Annotated in this window: 19 protein-coding genes; 3 read left to right on the forward strand and 16 right to left on the reverse strand. The window is 70.1% G+C overall.

Annotated features, from left to right (window positions below; all coding sequences use genetic code 11):
• Positions 1 to 49 precede the first annotated feature (49 nt).
• The 8 genes from NLX83_RS10780 to NLX83_RS10815 all read right to left on the reverse strand — a co-directional run bounded on the left by NLX83_RS10780 (position 50) and on the right by NLX83_RS10815 (position 4,040).
• A complete protein-coding gene (locus NLX83_RS10780; RefSeq protein ID WP_254234689.1) occupies positions 50 to 568 on the reverse strand; it encodes a phage tail tube protein in 519 nt (172 codons plus the stop codon).
• Positions 569 to 580: 12 nt separating this feature from the next.
• Positions 581 to 1,015 (reverse strand): minor capsid protein, encoded by a 435-nt coding sequence (locus NLX83_RS10785; RefSeq protein ID WP_254234690.1) that lies wholly within the window; start codon positions 1,013 to 1,015, stop codon positions 581 to 583.
• The gene (locus tag NLX83_RS10790; RefSeq protein ID WP_254234691.1) at positions 1,012 to 1,380 is read right to left on the reverse strand and encodes a hypothetical protein; all 369 of its coding nucleotides are present in this window, start codon (positions 1,378 to 1,380) and stop codon (positions 1,012 to 1,014) included. Before NLX83_RS10790 ends, NLX83_RS10785 begins: the two co-directional genes overlap by 4 nt.
• 18 nt (positions 1,381 to 1,398) lie before the next feature.
• Positions 1,399 to 1,722: a hypothetical protein gene (locus tag NLX83_RS10795; protein ID WP_254234692.1), complete on the reverse strand. Its 324-nt coding sequence runs from the start codon at positions 1,720 to 1,722 to the stop codon at positions 1,399 to 1,401.
• Positions 1,723 to 1,840: 118 nt separating this feature from the next.
• Positions 1,841 to 2,242 carry a hypothetical protein gene (locus NLX83_RS10800; RefSeq protein ID WP_254234693.1) on the reverse strand — a complete coding sequence of 134 codons (402 nt, stop codon included), beginning with the start codon at positions 2,240 to 2,242 and terminating at the stop codon, positions 1,841 to 1,843.
• A gap of 3 nt (positions 2,243 to 2,245) precedes the next feature.
• Positions 2,246 to 2,509, reverse strand: coding sequence for a hypothetical protein (locus NLX83_RS10805; RefSeq protein ID WP_254234694.1), 264 nt, complete (start codon positions 2,507 to 2,509; stop codon positions 2,246 to 2,248).
• Positions 2,506 to 3,387, reverse strand: coding sequence for a P22 phage major capsid protein family protein (locus NLX83_RS10810; protein ID WP_254234695.1), 882 nt, complete (start codon positions 3,385 to 3,387; stop codon positions 2,506 to 2,508). Before NLX83_RS10810 ends, NLX83_RS10805 begins: the two co-directional genes overlap by 4 nt.
• A 2-nt stretch (positions 3,388 to 3,389) precedes the next feature.
• On the reverse strand, positions 3,390 to 4,040 hold the full coding sequence (locus NLX83_RS10815) for a hypothetical protein (protein ID WP_254234696.1): 651 nt from the start codon (positions 4,038 to 4,040) through the stop codon (positions 3,390 to 3,392).
• Positions 4,041 to 4,185: 145 nt separating this feature from the next.
• Here NLX83_RS10815 and NLX83_RS10820 point away from each other — a divergent pair, with 145 nt between their 5' ends.
• On the forward strand, positions 4,186 to 4,647 hold the full coding sequence (locus tag NLX83_RS10820) for a hypothetical protein (protein WP_254234697.1): 462 nt from the start codon (positions 4,186 to 4,188) through the stop codon (positions 4,645 to 4,647).
• Positions 4,648 to 4,657: 10 nt separating this feature from the next.
• Complete coding sequence (locus NLX83_RS10825; RefSeq protein ID WP_254234698.1) at positions 4,658 to 4,927, forward strand: hypothetical protein; 270 nt, start codon at positions 4,658 to 4,660, stop codon at positions 4,925 to 4,927.
• Here NLX83_RS10825 and NLX83_RS10830 read toward each other — a convergent pair.
• The 6 genes from NLX83_RS10830 to NLX83_RS10855 all read right to left on the reverse strand — a co-directional run bounded on the left by NLX83_RS10830 (position 4,915) and on the right by NLX83_RS10855 (position 11,351).
• Complete coding sequence (locus tag NLX83_RS10830) at positions 4,915 to 5,106, reverse strand: hypothetical protein (RefSeq protein WP_254234699.1); 192 nt, start codon at positions 5,104 to 5,106, stop codon at positions 4,915 to 4,917. The two genes, NLX83_RS10825 and NLX83_RS10830, sit on opposite strands and share 13 nt — an antisense overlap.
• Positions 5,103 to 7,055, reverse strand: coding sequence for a phage minor capsid protein (locus NLX83_RS10835; RefSeq protein WP_254234700.1), 1,953 nt, complete (start codon positions 7,053 to 7,055; stop codon positions 5,103 to 5,105). Before NLX83_RS10835 ends, NLX83_RS10830 begins: the two co-directional genes overlap by 4 nt.
• On the reverse strand, positions 7,027 to 8,589 hold the full coding sequence (locus NLX83_RS10840; protein WP_254234701.1) for a phage portal protein: 1,563 nt from the start codon (positions 8,587 to 8,589) through the stop codon (positions 7,027 to 7,029). The genes NLX83_RS10835 and NLX83_RS10840 overlap by 29 nt, the downstream gene beginning before the upstream one ends.
• A gap of 22 nt (positions 8,590 to 8,611) precedes the next feature.
• Positions 8,612 to 9,874 (reverse strand): PBSX family phage terminase large subunit, encoded by a 1,263-nt coding sequence (locus NLX83_RS10845; protein ID WP_254234702.1) that lies wholly within the window; start codon positions 9,872 to 9,874, stop codon positions 8,612 to 8,614.
• Positions 9,867 to 10,367 (reverse strand): helix-turn-helix domain-containing protein, encoded by a 501-nt coding sequence (locus NLX83_RS10850; protein WP_254234703.1) that lies wholly within the window; start codon positions 10,365 to 10,367, stop codon positions 9,867 to 9,869. The genes NLX83_RS10845 and NLX83_RS10850 overlap by 8 nt, the downstream gene beginning before the upstream one ends.
• Positions 10,368 to 10,493: 126 nt before the next feature.
• Complete coding sequence (locus NLX83_RS10855; protein WP_254234704.1) at positions 10,494 to 11,351, reverse strand: hypothetical protein; 858 nt, start codon at positions 11,349 to 11,351, stop codon at positions 10,494 to 10,496.
• A gap of 95 nt (positions 11,352 to 11,446) precedes the next feature.
• On the opposite strand from NLX83_RS10855, the gene NLX83_RS10860 reads away from it, so the two are divergent.
• A complete protein-coding gene (locus NLX83_RS10860; RefSeq protein WP_254234705.1) occupies positions 11,447 to 12,199 on the forward strand; it encodes an abortive infection system antitoxin AbiGi family protein in 753 nt (250 codons plus the stop codon).
• Between the two features lie 56 nt (positions 12,200 to 12,255).
• On the opposite strand, the gene NLX83_RS10865 is transcribed toward NLX83_RS10860, so the two are convergent.
• Positions 12,256 to 12,771 (reverse strand): WhiB family transcriptional regulator, encoded by a 516-nt coding sequence (locus tag NLX83_RS10865; protein ID WP_254234706.1) that lies wholly within the window; start codon positions 12,769 to 12,771, stop codon positions 12,256 to 12,258.
• Positions 12,772 to 12,925: 154 nt separating this feature from the next.
• Complete coding sequence (locus tag NLX83_RS10870) at positions 12,926 to 13,552, reverse strand: hypothetical protein (protein ID WP_254234707.1); 627 nt, start codon at positions 13,550 to 13,552, stop codon at positions 12,926 to 12,928.
• Between the last annotated feature and the right edge of the window lie 13 nt (positions 13,553 to 13,565).

Consider the following 13,565-nt stretch of genomic DNA (forward strand, 5'->3'; position numbering starts at 1 on the left):
GTTGATGACTGAACACCAGCGCCCAAACTCAAGATACGTGGCCCGGTCATCATCCGGCCTCGACGGCCTCGGCGCCCAGTACGCCAGAAACCCCGGTTTGCGTTGCGGGGTTGGGGATTTCCTTCGGTGACCCCTGCCCGTTCAGGGTGAAGTTGAACGGCTCCAAGTCAGTGACCGCGCCACCCTTGGTGAACCCAGAAACCGTTGCTGTGCCTTGGTATGCGTCCGGCGAGCCGTCGCGCCGGTACCAGCGAACCGAGATGTTCGCAGCGAACCCGACCACGCGGCCGGCTTTGCGGATGGCTTCCTGTCCGGGGTCGGGGGTGAACGTCGCGGCGTCGGTGCGTTTCCGCTTGCCCTCGGCCTCAATCGACCACGTGCGCTGTGTGACGACGGTCGAACCCCAACCGTCGGAGTCGAAATCGCCGTCGTCTTCGGTGTTGTCGTCGGTGGTCTCGCTGAACGAGGTCAACCCGTTGACCCGTGTCCACTGGGGTTCGGTGGCACTGGGGGCGCGGGTGTCGACCTCCAATGCCCAGTCTTTGGCGAGCAGGGACCGCAGCGCCATGTCGGCTACTCCTTACGTGCGGTGTCGGGTGGGTCGGTGCGCGGTGAGCTGGTAGGTGTCGGCGTGCTCGAAGCGGCCGGACTGGTCACGGCCCATCGGGAGCGAGGCGGTGCGCTGCGCGAGGTGCACCAGGGCGCCGGCGAGGTCGAGGTGCGTCGCGCCGTGCAGCGCGTCGAACACCGCGTCGACCAGGTCGAGCGCCTCGCGCGGGTCCGCGGTTGCACTGCGCGCCCGGACCTGGAGGCCGAGCACGCTGTCGGCCTGGTCGACGTCGTCGACGAGCGGATACGGAGTCAGCACCAGGACCCGCGGCGGCGAGGCGGGCACGGCGCCGATGACGATGCCGACCTCGTCGTCGCGGTAGATCCCGCTCGGGCGGTAGGTGGCGATGCCGGCCGCGGCGAGATACTCGGCGAGCCCATGCGCGAGGGTCGCTGTCCAGCTCACGACCCGAGCGCCTTCCGGATCTGCGCCTGAATGAGCCGGGCGACGACCTCGCGCTCGGATGCGAGGGCGCTTTCGAGGTACTTCGGCCCGCCCTCGCGGTGATGCCAGGTCAGTTCTTCGTGTTGCCGTGCGGCATAAGGGGTGTCGTAGGACACGGCCGCGGTGAGGGAGTCGGCGTCATGGCTCGCGGTCGCGCTGTTGCGCAGGGCCGCGGTGTCCAGCGGCGCCCGGTCGACCGACACCGCGCGCACGTGCTCGGCGCCGAGCGCGAGCCCGCGAACGGCGCCGGCGTGTGCTGCGTCGCCGACCTGCTTGCCGTTCCACTCGACGCGAACCCCGCCGTTGCCGCGAACCTCGAACGCCATGGCGCACCCCCGTTTCGGCTAGGTGAGTGCGACCTCGCGGTGTGACCAGCTCGACGGGTGGTCGAATAGGTTCGAGGTCAGGACGCGGCCGGTGCGTTCGTGCGGGGTGCCGGGCCAGACGGTCACGAGGGACCGCACGGGGATGTGTTCGTGTGGCCGGGTGCGCACGGTGGTTTCGCTGATCAGCTCGTCACCGTCGGCTGAGCGGACGAGCCGGCGCCGGTCCTCGACGAATGTGCGCCGGATGAGCACCGGGTCGCCGTGGACGTCGCCGTACGGGCCGGTGCCGAGGTAGAGGCGCACGGTGATCATGTGCGGCAGCAGGACCGCGGGAACCTGCATGGGGGTTGTTCACCCCCTCACCACTTGGCTCACTGGTTGGTGCACTCATCGGTGCACGCATTGGTGCACTCATCGGTAAACGCATCGTTCCTGAACTGCGAAAACGCGATCTACCTAGTTACTTCGCGTTCCCTTGGCGGTCCGGGGTGTGCGGGGAGTGGGAGAGCAGTCCGGCGGTGGCGAGGATGCGCACCGCGGCCGGCGCGAGGTCCGGCTCGGTGTCGGCCTCGGCGCGCTTGAGCCGAACGGTGCCGATCTGGGACTCGACGAACCGGCCGCCGGCGCCGGTCTCATCGCCGGTCTCGCCCCACCACTGCACCACCGCGCAGGTTGCGCGCTTGAGCGCGTCGCGCACCTTCGCCTCGACGGGCAGCCCGTCGGGGGTGGTGTCGTAGACCGCGGTGAGCAGCAGCGAGTCGACCCGCTCGGAGGCGCGGGCGAGCTTGCGCGGGGTGTCCTCGTCGACCACGCCCGGACCGGCGTAGTCGACGAGGTCGGCCGGCGTGGCGTAGACCCGCATCGGCTACCCCTCGTCATCCTCGTCGAACAGCCGGGCGAGGTCGTCGCGGCTGAGCGACTCGGCGTCGGTCCGGGTGTAGCCGCGGGACAGAGCGAAGTCGACCCACTCGGCTTTCCTCGCACCCTTGGCCGGCCGCGCCGGGGTGACGCGCTCGGTCGAGGCGAACGGCTGCCACACCTCGGGGAGATCGGCGAGCCGGTCGGCCATCCATGAACCGGGTTCCGGCTCGTGGACTTCACCGGTGCGCACGTTGCGGTAGGCGGTCACGGGGTCGCCGCCTTCCGCTTGATCAGTACGGCGCGCTTGGGATCGAGGGTCTTCACACCCATGAGGCAGTCGATCGACACGACGTCCTGCTTCTTGGACATGTCGTAGCCGTAGATGACCCGCAGGCCGAGGCCCTTGTACGAGACGACCGAGCCCTGTCCGGCGCCGATGCCTCGCGGCAGCGGCAGCGTCCGGGTTGTCAGGGCGAACGCCTCGCGGCGGAAGGCCACGGAAACGCCGTCCTTGATGTTCTGCGACATGTAGTTGTCGAAACCGCGCTTGCGGCCGATGCTCGCCTCGCGCAGGGCGGTTCCGTCGTCGCCGACCTGCTGCGCCTGCGTGAACAGCGGGTCAGTCTGGAACAACGCCGTCAGGCTGGTGTCGGCGACCGCGCGCCGGTCGGCAAGGGGCACGTTCGCGTCGTTGAGCACCTTGCCCGCGGCCGGCAGCACGTCGGAGACGTTGACCTTGGCCGGGTCGTACTCGACGGTCTGCGTGATGTCTGCGCGCAGACCGAGCACGAGCCGGTCGGCGTACTGGCTGATTGCCTCCATTGCCGGGGTGAGGAACTGCTCGGAAAAGTCGGTGATCCGCATCGACCAGTCCTCAGAGGTGACCGCGAACGACACGTCGGGAATCTTGTCCAGGGTGAGCGTGGTCGAGCCCTCGCGCGCCTCCTGCAACACGATGCCGGTCTGTCGGTTGAACTCGTTCACCTGGAACACAGCCGGCTTGCGAATGGTGATGGTATCGCCGCTGTTGCCGGTGAAGTCCGCTTCGTAGTCACGGTGGACGAGTCCGGCCATGACGGTCTGTTCGTAGAGCGTCGCGATTGCCTCGCGGGCGATCACGTCGACGGTAAGAAGCTGGTTGGGCATGGTCAGCTACGCCCCTTCCTGGTGCGCTTGATGTAGTCCTCGACCGAGAGCGAGCCGAGGTCGTCGCCACCGGAGGGCGAGCCGCCGGTGATCTGTCCACCGCTGCGAGGTGCCGCGGCGGATGCGGCGGCAAGCCGCGGGTTTTCCTTGAGCGCCTTGGTGATCGCGCCGGTGACCTTGTCGGCGAAGTTGTCGGCCGAGGGGTCGAGGTCGGCGACCCGCTTGCGGAAGCCGGCCGAGTCGAGCAGCGCGTCGGGGTCGGCGCCGGCCGCGCCGGCGGAGCGGTACACGGCGAGATCGACCGCGCGCTCGCGCGCCTCACGCTGTGCCGCGGTGAGCTGATCGGTGACCTGCTCGACGGTCGGCGCCTCGTCGCCGGCGGTGATGCCGAGCGCCTTCGCGATCTTCTCGACGATGTCCTGCTGCGCGCCCTCGGCCTTGGTGCGCCACTCGGCGACCTCCGTGCGCAGCGCCTCGACGTCCGGTGAGGTCGTCGGCGAGCCCTGCTCGGCGCCGGTGTTAGAACCGCTGTTCGGCTCACTGTTAGAACCGCTGTTAGAACCGCCCGGACCTGCGGACGTTGTCGGGTCCGGGGTCGGTGGCGCATCCGCGGCGCCACCATCGGCCGGCGCGTTGGGCACGGGTGCGGACATGGGAGAACCCTCCTAAGCGTGCTCGGGTGTGTGGTCTGTGCCTGATGGCCAGGCAAAACAAAGAGTGTTGTCAAAGTTGTTGACGACACTCTGAGGGGAACCGCTAGAGTGTTGTCAACAACAGAGACAACACTTAGGGGTGGACATGAACGCGTTGTACGACGCCGAGGGTCTGCGAGCGGCGCACCGCGGGCAGTTCTCCCTCGACCTGCTCGGCGAGGTCGACCAGGCGCCGACTGAGTGGCCGGTCACCGAGCAGCCCGTCGTCGACGACCACCAGGGCGACGAGCTGTTCACGGTCACGCTCGGTGGTGAGCCGACCGGCGGTGCGCTGTTCGGATTCCTCATCCCCAGTCCGCCCGAGTCCGAGGTCGAGGTCGTCGAGTCGGTGCACAGCGACCCCGCGACCTGCGGCGCGCGCGGCTACCGCCGCTTGGCCTGCCGGGTCTGTTGGCCTCGGCCGGACCGGTGCGGGTGGGGCACCTGCTCGCGGCGCGCGCCCTTCGAGGTCACCGACACCGACGGCGACGAGATGCCGGCGTGCCTGCGGTGTGCGCGACTCGCCCGCACGGCGGGGTTCGGCGTGGCGGGCCGTCGTCGTGGGTGAGACTGCGGAGGTGGCAACGATCGAGCACGCCGGTACGGCGGCAGTGGGCAAGTGGATCGGCGTCGAGGGCGGGACGGTGACGCAGTACGTCAACCGCTACGCCGATACCGACAACCCCTGCCCGGAACCGGATGTGAAGATCCGGCAGGGCAAGGGATTCGTCTACGGATGGGCGTTCAACCGGGAACAGGAGTGGCGCGGCTGGAACGCGCGGCGCCTCGGACAAGGCGCGGCCGGGACGTCGAAACCGGGCAGCGGGCGCCGGCGTCAGCCGGAGTAATCCACCGGGAACGACGCCGTGCCGCTCTGGTAGCCCGCACGCCACGCGGTCGCGAGTGCCTGCTCGGCGAGGCTCGGAGGGTTTCCCGTTGTCCGGTAAGGGTTTGCGGCCGGTTGTCGATTCTGCGCCGCTGCTCGCCCCTCGGCGAGTGCGGCGCGCACCTGGTCGGACAAGGTCACTGCAACCAGTCCTCCCCACCTGTGCGGAACCCGGCGCCACGGGCGCCCCCGACGTCGTCGAGCAGCCACGCGGCGTACTCGTCGAAGGTCATCCTACCGTTGGCATCCCACCATTCCCGCAGCTCAGGCGAGGCCCATTTGCGGGCACGGCTCGCCGGTCCGGTGAACAACTCGCGCGGGTCGATGCCGGCCGCTTCCCCTGCCGGGGCGAGCATGTGCCCGCGCGTGGCATCCTCCGCGGCGATGTACTGCTCGTACACGTGGTCGCGGTAGGCGGCACGGGCAAGCTCGTCGAACCCCTTGCCCTTGTAGCCGTCGGCCCGAAGTCGCCGAATGGCCTCGGTACGGCGCAGCGCCTCAACACTCGTGCCGCTCGCCTGCGCCCATGCCTGTTCGTCGTCCATCCCTTCGGCGACGAGCCGCTCGTACTCGACGAGCTGCTCGGCCTGCCGCTGCTCGCGCCGAGCCTGCTCACGCGCGCGCCGTTCCTCACGGCGCCGGTGTTCGGCGTCGCGCCGGTCCAGCTCGACGAGCACCAGGTCGAGCAGCGCCTCGTCGTCTGCGACCTCGCCGAGCCGGTCGGCGAGCGCCTCGTCGGACAGCTCGCGCAACCCTGCGGCGAACTGCTCGCGCTCGCGCTGCTCGGCCTCGGCGCGCTCGCGCTCGGCCTGCTGTTCGGCGGCGAGCCGTTCGGCCTCCCGCCGGCGTGCCTGCTCTGCGGCGACGGCGTCGAGCCGGTTCTGCTCGACGGTGCCCTCGGCGAGCTGTTCGGCGAGATCCTCGCGGCGGCGCCGAGCGGCCTGCATGGTGCCGTGCCCGAGGTTGAGCTGCTCGCGGTAGTGCTTGCGGTTGAGCCCGGTCGCCTTGACGTGGTCGCGGATCTCGGCCTGTAGATCGCGGATCTTGGCCGCGGAGCGTTGCGCGTCGGCCGGGGTGAGCGCGCCGGCCTGCTTGCGCTTCTCCCGCCGTACCTTGCGTTCCAGCTCGCGCAGGTCTTCGCGTTCGTCCTCGGCGACCTGGTCGTGCTCGGCCGGTTCGGCGAGCCTGGTCACGCCGGGGATAAACGGCAAGAAGGTGTGCCGACAGTTCGGGTGGAACAACCCGGCGGCACGGGCCTCGTCGACGGTGCCGGCGACCTCGACGAGCATCGGCTCGCCGGTGAGTTCGTTCTCGACGGTGTGTTCGCCGGCCGACCCGTTGCGGGCGAGGATGCGCCCTTGCCAGTACGAGCACAGCGCGCACCCGTCGGAGGTGCGCGAGACGGCGACCAGGTCCAGGCCGAGGGAGCCCAGGCGGGCGAGGTGTCCCTCGTTCCACGCGCGGGCGGTCGCGGTGCGGGTGGCCATCTCGACGTAGCTCGCGAGGTTCCACGCGCGCCCGGATCGGTCGACGAACCCCGTCACCCCTTGGGAGACGAGCCGATCCCACGCCGAGCGCTGCGCCGAGCGGGTCGTGCCGATGCCGAGCAACTGCAACGGCGCCGCGGCGGCTACCGCGACTTGGTAAGCATCCTGTGCCCACCGCAGCACCCGCAGGTACAGCGCTTCGAGCCGGCTCGTCAGGTCCGCGACGAGCAACGCCGCGGCATCCATGCCGGGCACGACGTCGCGCAGTGCGGCTAGCTGCCCGGCGTCGAGCGCGCCGGCCTCGTAGAGCTGGGACAGTGCGGCGCCGCTGCCTGCCTGCCACGCGGCGAGCACTGCCTCGGCCGCGGCGATGTCTGCCTCGGCCCGTAGTTGGGTGATCATCCGCTCGACGGCGATGCGCAGCTCGCGCACCGCGGCGGCCTTCTCCGCGGCCCATGCCGGCACCTCGCGGCCGGCGCGGGCGCGTCGAGCGATGTCGGCGAGCAGCCGTGCCTCGGCCTCGGTGAACGTGGCGAGGATGTCGCGGGCGAGCTGCTCGACGACCTCGGCCGGCTCACTGCCCGGTGGTGGCTCCCACGGCATCGCGCTCGCCTCCACCCTGGTCGAACCCGCGGAAGGTCGCCGGGTCCGGCACGGCGCGGCCGGTCTCGGCGAGGATGCGCGCGACCTCGGCGTCGACCTGGTCGTCGTCCCACTCCGGGTGGACCATGCGCACCCGCACGTCGGTCGAGGCAGCCTCGGCGGCGAGCAGGGTTTGCGCGGTCCGAGCGAGTTCGGCCGGGTCCGGTTGGGCCTGGTCGCCGAAGTCCACGACCGGGGTCTCGTCGAGCCCGAGCATGGTTCCGCCGAAGACGTGCCGGTCGACGTCGAGCAGCGCGCCGGTGAGCGGGCCGAGGGTGGCCTGCCAGTACCGCGACTTCTTGTCGCGGGTGGTCTCCGACATCTCGCGCCGGTCGGTGACCTCGGTCGCGGTGACCCCGGTCGCGCCGTTGACCTCGCCGAAGGTCGACGGCGAGTAGCCGGCGGCGCGCAGCACGTCGAGGGTGATCTGCTCGACGGTCTCGCGGTGCTCGCGCACCCGGATCGCGAACTGACTCGGGGTGATTGGCGGCGAGCCGTCACCGCGGCCGGTGAGCATGTTCAACTCGGTGAAGACTTCTTGATCGTCGTCGAACACCGCGCCCTGTCCGGGGCCGAGCGGTTGCAGGTAGCCCGCGGGCACCAGTAGCCGCGCCTTGGCGAGCCGAACGTCGCGCATCCATGACGAGTACGTCTCGTCGAGCGCGTCGAGTAGTGGCTCGACCCCGTCAAAGTCGCTGCGCCCCAACGGCTTCAACGCCGTGACCGACCGCCACTCGCGCGAGGGCCGGATGTTGGGGACGTAGCCGGCGGTGAGCCGGCGGGTGCCGGTCTCGATCGCGCCCTCGGCGTCGACCAGCTCGGCCGCCCACGCGGTCGAGGGGTGCTCGGTGAGGGGGATCGGCCGGCCGAGTTCGTCGTCGGTGCCCTGGTACAGGCTGTGCACGATGCGGCCCGGTTCGTGGCGTTCGAGGTGCCGGAGCACGCTCGCCCCGTCGGAGTGCTCGACGGTGTGCCAGAACGTCACCGCGGCAAGCTGCTTCCATCGCCATTCCGGCACCGCGGCGTCGGCGTCGACGGTGTCGAGCATCGCGTGCCGGGTCACGTCGGCATCCCAGACCACCCGCAGGTACACCCCGCCGAGCGCGGCGGCGACCTCGGCCGCTTCCAAGAGCGCGGAGTGCACGGCCGGCGTGTTCACGATCTGGTCGAGCCGGGTCTGCGCCGAGCTGTTCTCGACGGTGATCCGCGGCGGTTCGGCGAACAGCAGGTCGGCCGAGGCGGTCGCGATGTCCGAGGCGAGCGGCACGTGCAAGCGGGTCCGCTGCTGCCCGCGGGGACTGGTCGGCCGTCCCCAGAAGAACCGGGACACCGCACCGACCAGCCCGCCGCGGTACTGCGACGGCCGGGTGTGGACAACGGGGCCGTTGGCGTAGAACGCGGCGAGCTGCTCGGGCTTGCCGACGTACCAGGCATCCCACTCGCGCATTCGCTGTGCGGCGCGGTTGAACGGCGCCGGCGGCCACAGATCACCCATTGCCCGACCCCCTTTGCACTGGTCAGGCGGCGAGCGCGAGCGACGCGCGCCAGAGATTTTCGGTGGTGGTGATGGCGTAGCGGCCGGCGTCGAGGCTGTGATCGGCGACCTTGACCGGGGCGTCGGTGCCCTTGGCGGTCGCGGAGTCATCCCACGAGTAGCCGGGTGCCTCGCGGATGAAGCCGGTACAGCGGTCGGCGACCTTGAGCCGCTTCTCGGCGAGCAGGCTCGACACGACCCGGATGCCGTACGCGACGTCGTTGTCGGCCGCGGCCGTGGTCACCCCGTCGTTGTGGAGCTGCACCCGGAAGGACGCGGCCGAGGGGTCGGCGACGACCCACTGCGGACGCAGCTCGGTCACCCGCGGCAGGTGCGGCCGGCCGAGCCAGTCGCGCAGACCCGCCGAAAGCTGCGAGTCGGTGAGGCGCACCTGTGCGTGCGCCGGGTCGTGGCGCCACTCGTCGACCAGGTAGAGCCGTCGGTCGACACCCTCGCCGAGCAGCAGCGCCGCCGTTGCGTTCGTGGTGCCGTAGTCGATGCCGACCGCGAGCAGCCGCGCCATGTCGGGGAGCTGCTCCCACGGCACCACGTGATCGGCCGGGTTCCACATGTCGAACACCGCGCCCTCGGCGGCGACCCACTCGCCGAGCACGAACCGGCGGAACCACAAGCCGGTGTACTCGCGGCGAATGCTGTCCTTGTAGGACTGCTCAAGGGCTGGGTTGTCGTCGAGCACGAAGGAGAACGAGCGCCAGTCGGGCAGCTCGCCGAGGCGGTCGAGGTACTTCCGCTTCACCCAATGCGCAGGTGAATCGGGGTTCGTCGTGCAAAAGACCTGCGCGCCCGGAACGCTCATGCGGCCGAGCAACTGCGTAAAGAAGTCCTCGGCGACGACGGTCAGCTCGTCGACGTAGGCGCCGGCGACGGTCATACCGCGCAGCACCTTCTCGGCCTTGGCGTCCGAGGCGCCGAGCACGTACACCGTGCGGTCAAGAATCCGGGCGGTCGGTGCGCCCGCGGTGTAGTGCACGTGCTCGGCGACCGCCCCGAACAGGGACGGGTCTTGCAGCGGCGCGAACACGTTGCGCGCGACGCTGTCCCGCGTGCGGCCGACGACAACGAGCTGCCCGCCGCGGGGCGCGTTGGCGACGTAGATCAACCAGCGCAACAAGCTTGCGATGGTCTTGCCGGACCGGATGGCGCCCGACCAGATCGACACGCGCGTCGAGGACTCCCGCAGCGACTCGACCTGTTTCGCCGACAGCGGCAGCTCAAGGTCAGTCATCACCGGCGGCCCGGATGCCGAGCGCCGCGGCGAGCCCTCCGAGCATCGACTTAACGCCCTCGCTGCCCTTGTCCGCGTCGACCTGCTCAAGGCGAGCCGCGGCGGCGAGGTGCGTCGAGGTCGCCGAGGCGAGCGCCTTCTCATCCGGCGCGGGCACGTGGTCGAGCACCTTGGTTTCGATGCCGTGCACGGTGGTCGCGGTGAACTTGTACGCCGGTGCTTCCAGCCGGGCGAGCACCCGCTCGGCGCGGCCGTAGAGCCGGCCGACGATCTCGGTGCGCCGGGCGCGGTTGTCGACCTGTCGGGCGTGCGTGGCCGCGGCGGTCGCGGTGCGGTCGAAGGACAAGCCGAGCGAACGCGCGATACCGGTCACGGTCGAGGGCGAGCGGCCGATCGCGCGAGCGATGTCGTTGCGCGTCTTGCCCTCGGCGTGAAGCTCGCGCACGCGGTCGCGGTCGGCATCGGTGATCAGGTTGCGCGGCAAGAGGATCACCTCGCCGAGCGCAGAAAGACGACAGCCCCGAACCCAGGGGGGAGGGGGTTCGGGGCTGTCGAGATCGAGGGATACGGGAATGGATCTCGGGATGCGGGTACAGCTCACCCGCTGCTGATGACCATTCTACGGGGACTTGGCACCGGCTCGGGTGACATTACGAGCCGGTGAGGCGAGCGCGAGGTCGATCACGTCACCGACCCGGTACCGCGGCCGGCCGCGGCTGTCGGGTGCCCGCTTGGCGAGCTTGCCGGCGTGCGCCCACGTCCGGACGGTGTTCGGCGACAGCTCACGACCGAGCAGCCGAGGCAGCGCGCGGGCGAGTTCGGCCGCGGTCGCCAGGGTGCCGCGGGCAGCGTCGAGCAGCTTCTCGCGCAGGGCCTCGACGTCGTGCCGGGTGCCGCACTCGCGGCAGGCGACGACGGCGCGCTCGGGCCTCGCGTAGAGGTCGGCGGCGCAGTCCGGACACGGTCCGCAGTACACGCGCGCGGGGGGAAGGTCGACCGCACGGCGCACGCGCTCGACGGTGTCGGCGACCTCGTCGACCAGCTCACCGCCGGCGGGGTGGTATTCGACCCATGAGGGGTGTCGGCGCAGCCACGCGGCCATGTCCGGCACGGTGTCGTCGAGGTCGAGGTCGTCGAGCACAGCGTCGACGAGCGTCTCACCGTCCGGGCCGTTCTCCCCGGTCGGTACTACTCGGCGCGGCCCGTGCGTCTCCCACAGTTCCCGGACCCACGTCGACAACGTGTTGCGCAGGTCGTCGCACACCTCGGCCGCACCGAAGTTGAACGGCAGTCCGACCTCGGCCGGCCGCGAGCCGACCCTCGGCCCGGTCCGGGTGAGCCGGGCGACCTGGTCGTCGAGGTCGTCAACCAGGTCGGCGACCTCGACCAGCTCGGCCCGGAACCGGCCGAGGCACAAGCCGCACACCGTGCCGCCGGCGGTCGGGTTGCTGCACGAGGGGACGGTGCACGTGATCATGCATCCCAGCGTCGAGCGGAAATGGCACCGAGGACGTGGTCACGATCCGGCCCCGGTTGGTGGCGGCAGCGCAAGCAATCTGCCAGCGTTGCGACATGGTCGCCATCGAGAGTCTTCTGCACCGCCGCACGGACCTATCGACATTTGTCGTGCACTTCACGAAGGACTCGGGCGGAGCGACTGCCCGACAGAACCTCGCGGCAATCCTGGAAAATCATACAATCGAGGCGCGGACCGCTTACGGGATGGTAAAGGATCGTGTGTACGCTCCCGAAGTCGTCGCAACGCAACGCGCGGTGTGTTTCACCGAAACCCCCCTCGAACATGCGTGGATGATGTGCGAGGAAATCGACAACCGCCAAGTAAAATTCAATGGCTACGGTATCGCCTTCACGAAGACGTTCGCCCGGAAACGGGGCGTAAATCCCGTTTGGTATCTCGATATCACGCCCGGTCACGACTGGCTTACCGGCCCCGTAAACCAACTCGTGAAGGACGCCGAAGCGGCAGCGACACCGACGGGTGCGCCTGGCCCCGACACGGTGTCGCTGCTGGCCTCTCCGATCTTGCGGCTTACTCCCTTCCTGGAACAAATGGGGCCTACTCAGGGTGCGCGCAAAGAATTCTGGTGGGAACGAGAGTGGCGCCACGTCGGCGACTTCGTGTTCACGTCTCGCGACATCGTAGTCGTATTTGCGCCTGAGTCAGAGCATGACGCGCTACGGGAAGAAATGGCGACATGGCCCGGATGCGCCGCCCCTCCCGCTGTTGTTGACGCGAAGTGGGGTCTTGAACGCGTAATCGCTGCCCTTGCTCACGTTCGCGACCCCGGACCGTTCCCGAAATAGGCGTGCACTTTGACTCAGTGATAACCGTCATTATCACGGTGCTGATTGATCACCGATCATGCTGCCACGGCGACCAGGTCGAGGCGGTCGGCACCGGTCTCGACCTGGTCGGGCGCCGGCACACCGGGCAGCGGCAAGAGGTACTGACCGGCACCGGTCCACCGGCGGCCGGTGCGCATCGGCTCGGCGAGCACAATCGGCCGCACCCACGGGTCACCGGCACGGCGGCGCCGAAGTCGCTCCCGCTCGTAGGCAGTGTGCGCCTCGCGGCAGAGAGCACAGCGGCACCCGTGCTTGGCGTAGCGGCTGTTCGTGGCGTGCGGCGGCAACACCGCGGGCACCGGGTGCCCGTCCTGCTCGGCGAGCGGCGCCCGCTCGGCAGCGTCGAGCCCTCCCCAGATCCCCCACGCTTCCCCGCCCGCGAGCGCCTCGGCGAGGCACTGCTCGCGCACCGGGCACGCGGCACACAGCGCCCGGCACTCGGCGACCTGCTCGGGCGCCGGGTCGATGAAGTCCAGATCAACTCGCCCGCGGCAACCGGCCCGCGAGCGCCACTCGGGTAGCCGGACCATCACGCGACCTCATCCAGCGCAGAACCGAGGGCGGCGAACAACCACGGCAGCGCGCCGGCGGCCACGAGCGTGAACAGAACCGGGGCAACGCTCCAATCTCGGGAACAAAACCCCAATTCTGTAGCTGAGTTCGCCTTTCTGCGCCTGCTGCTGCTCATTGCGCCACCCCGCCGAGCGGCTCGCCGTAGCCGGCCGCACGCAGCAGCGGCACCAGGTCGCCGAGTTCCATTCGCACTGGTCGGGACACTGCGGGTGTGCGCGCGTCGGCGACCAGGGCGACGAGCTGCGCCGCGGGCAGCCACACCCACCAGCGCCCAACGTCGGCCTTGCCGCGCCGGCGGACGACGAGCAGGCCGAGGTCGGCCGGAACCGTGCCGGGTCCGCCGAGGCGCTGCTGCTCGGTCTCGTCGAGCCATGCCTCGACGGCCTCGCGCGCCTGGTCCTTGACTTGCCACACGAGCGCAGGTGTGCCGGTGATGTCGCCGGGGTCGGCGACCGTGCGCCCGCCGGTGGTGAAGCCGGTCCGCACGGCGCGCTCGGCACCGGGGAACCCGTGGTCACGCAACCAGCCGGCGACCTTGCGCTCGGCCTCGGCACCGCGGCGCCGGTTGGCCGCGCCGAGCCGGGAACGGTCGACGGCCGAGGGGCTCGCACCCCCGGTTTCTGACCCCCGATAAGCGGCACTTACCGGTAGTGAGGCGGTGCGCCGAGCAGCCTCGCCCGCGTGCGCGCGACGGCGCCCGCGACCGGTCGCGACCGTCGGCTCATCGGTGTTGTTCATGGTTTCCCCCAAC

The organism is Allokutzneria sp. A3M-2-11 16, assembly GCF_024213555.1.
Taxonomy (GTDB): Bacteria; Actinomycetota; Actinomycetes; order Mycobacteriales; family Pseudonocardiaceae; genus Allokutzneria.

What these genes read in the sequence shown, in the direction of transcription:
- NLX83_RS10810 (WP_254234695.1), bottom strand. Translation starts at nt 3,387, where the DNA reads ATGCCCAACCAGCTTCTTACCGTCGACGTGATCGCCCGCGAGGCAATC.
- NLX83_RS10815 (WP_254234696.1), bottom strand. Translation starts at nt 4,040, where the DNA reads ATGTCCGCACCCGTGCCCAACGCGCCGGCCGATGGTGGCGCCGCGGAT.
- NLX83_RS10845 (WP_254234702.1), bottom strand. Translation starts at nt 9,874, where the DNA reads ATGACTGACCTTGAGCTGCCGCTGTCGGCGAAACAGGTCGAGTCGCTG.
- NLX83_RS10835 (WP_254234700.1), bottom strand. Translation starts at nt 7,055, where the DNA reads ATGCCGTGGGAGCCACCACCGGGCAGTGAGCCGGCCGAGGTCGTCGAG.
- NLX83_RS10800 (WP_254234693.1), bottom strand. Translation starts at nt 2,242, where the DNA reads ATGCGGGTCTACGCCACGCCGGCCGACCTCGTCGACTACGCCGGTCCG.
- NLX83_RS10860 (WP_254234705.1), top strand. Translation starts at nt 11,447, where the DNA reads ATGGTCGCCATCGAGAGTCTTCTGCACCGCCGCACGGACCTATCGACA.
- NLX83_RS10870 (WP_254234707.1), bottom strand. Translation starts at nt 13,552, where the DNA reads ATGAACAACACCGATGAGCCGACGGTCGCGACCGGTCGCGGGCGCCGT.
- NLX83_RS10840 (WP_254234701.1), bottom strand. Translation starts at nt 8,589, where the DNA reads ATGGGTGATCTGTGGCCGCCGGCGCCGTTCAACCGCGCCGCACAGCGA.
- NLX83_RS10820 (WP_254234697.1), top strand. Translation starts at nt 4,186, where the DNA reads ATGAACGCGTTGTACGACGCCGAGGGTCTGCGAGCGGCGCACCGCGGG.
- NLX83_RS10780 (WP_254234689.1), bottom strand. Translation starts at nt 568, where the DNA reads ATGGCGCTGCGGTCCCTGCTCGCCAAAGACTGGGCATTGGAGGTCGAC.
- NLX83_RS10790 (WP_254234691.1), bottom strand. Translation starts at nt 1,380, where the DNA reads ATGGCGTTCGAGGTTCGCGGCAACGGCGGGGTTCGCGTCGAGTGGAAC.
- NLX83_RS10795 (WP_254234692.1), bottom strand. Translation starts at nt 1,722, where the DNA reads ATGCAGGTTCCCGCGGTCCTGCTGCCGCACATGATCACCGTGCGCCTC.
- NLX83_RS10865 (WP_254234706.1), bottom strand. Translation starts at nt 12,771, where the DNA reads ATGGTCCGGCTACCCGAGTGGCGCTCGCGGGCCGGTTGCCGCGGGCGA.
- NLX83_RS10855 (WP_254234704.1), bottom strand. Translation starts at nt 11,351, where the DNA reads ATGATCACGTGCACCGTCCCCTCGTGCAGCAACCCGACCGCCGGCGGC.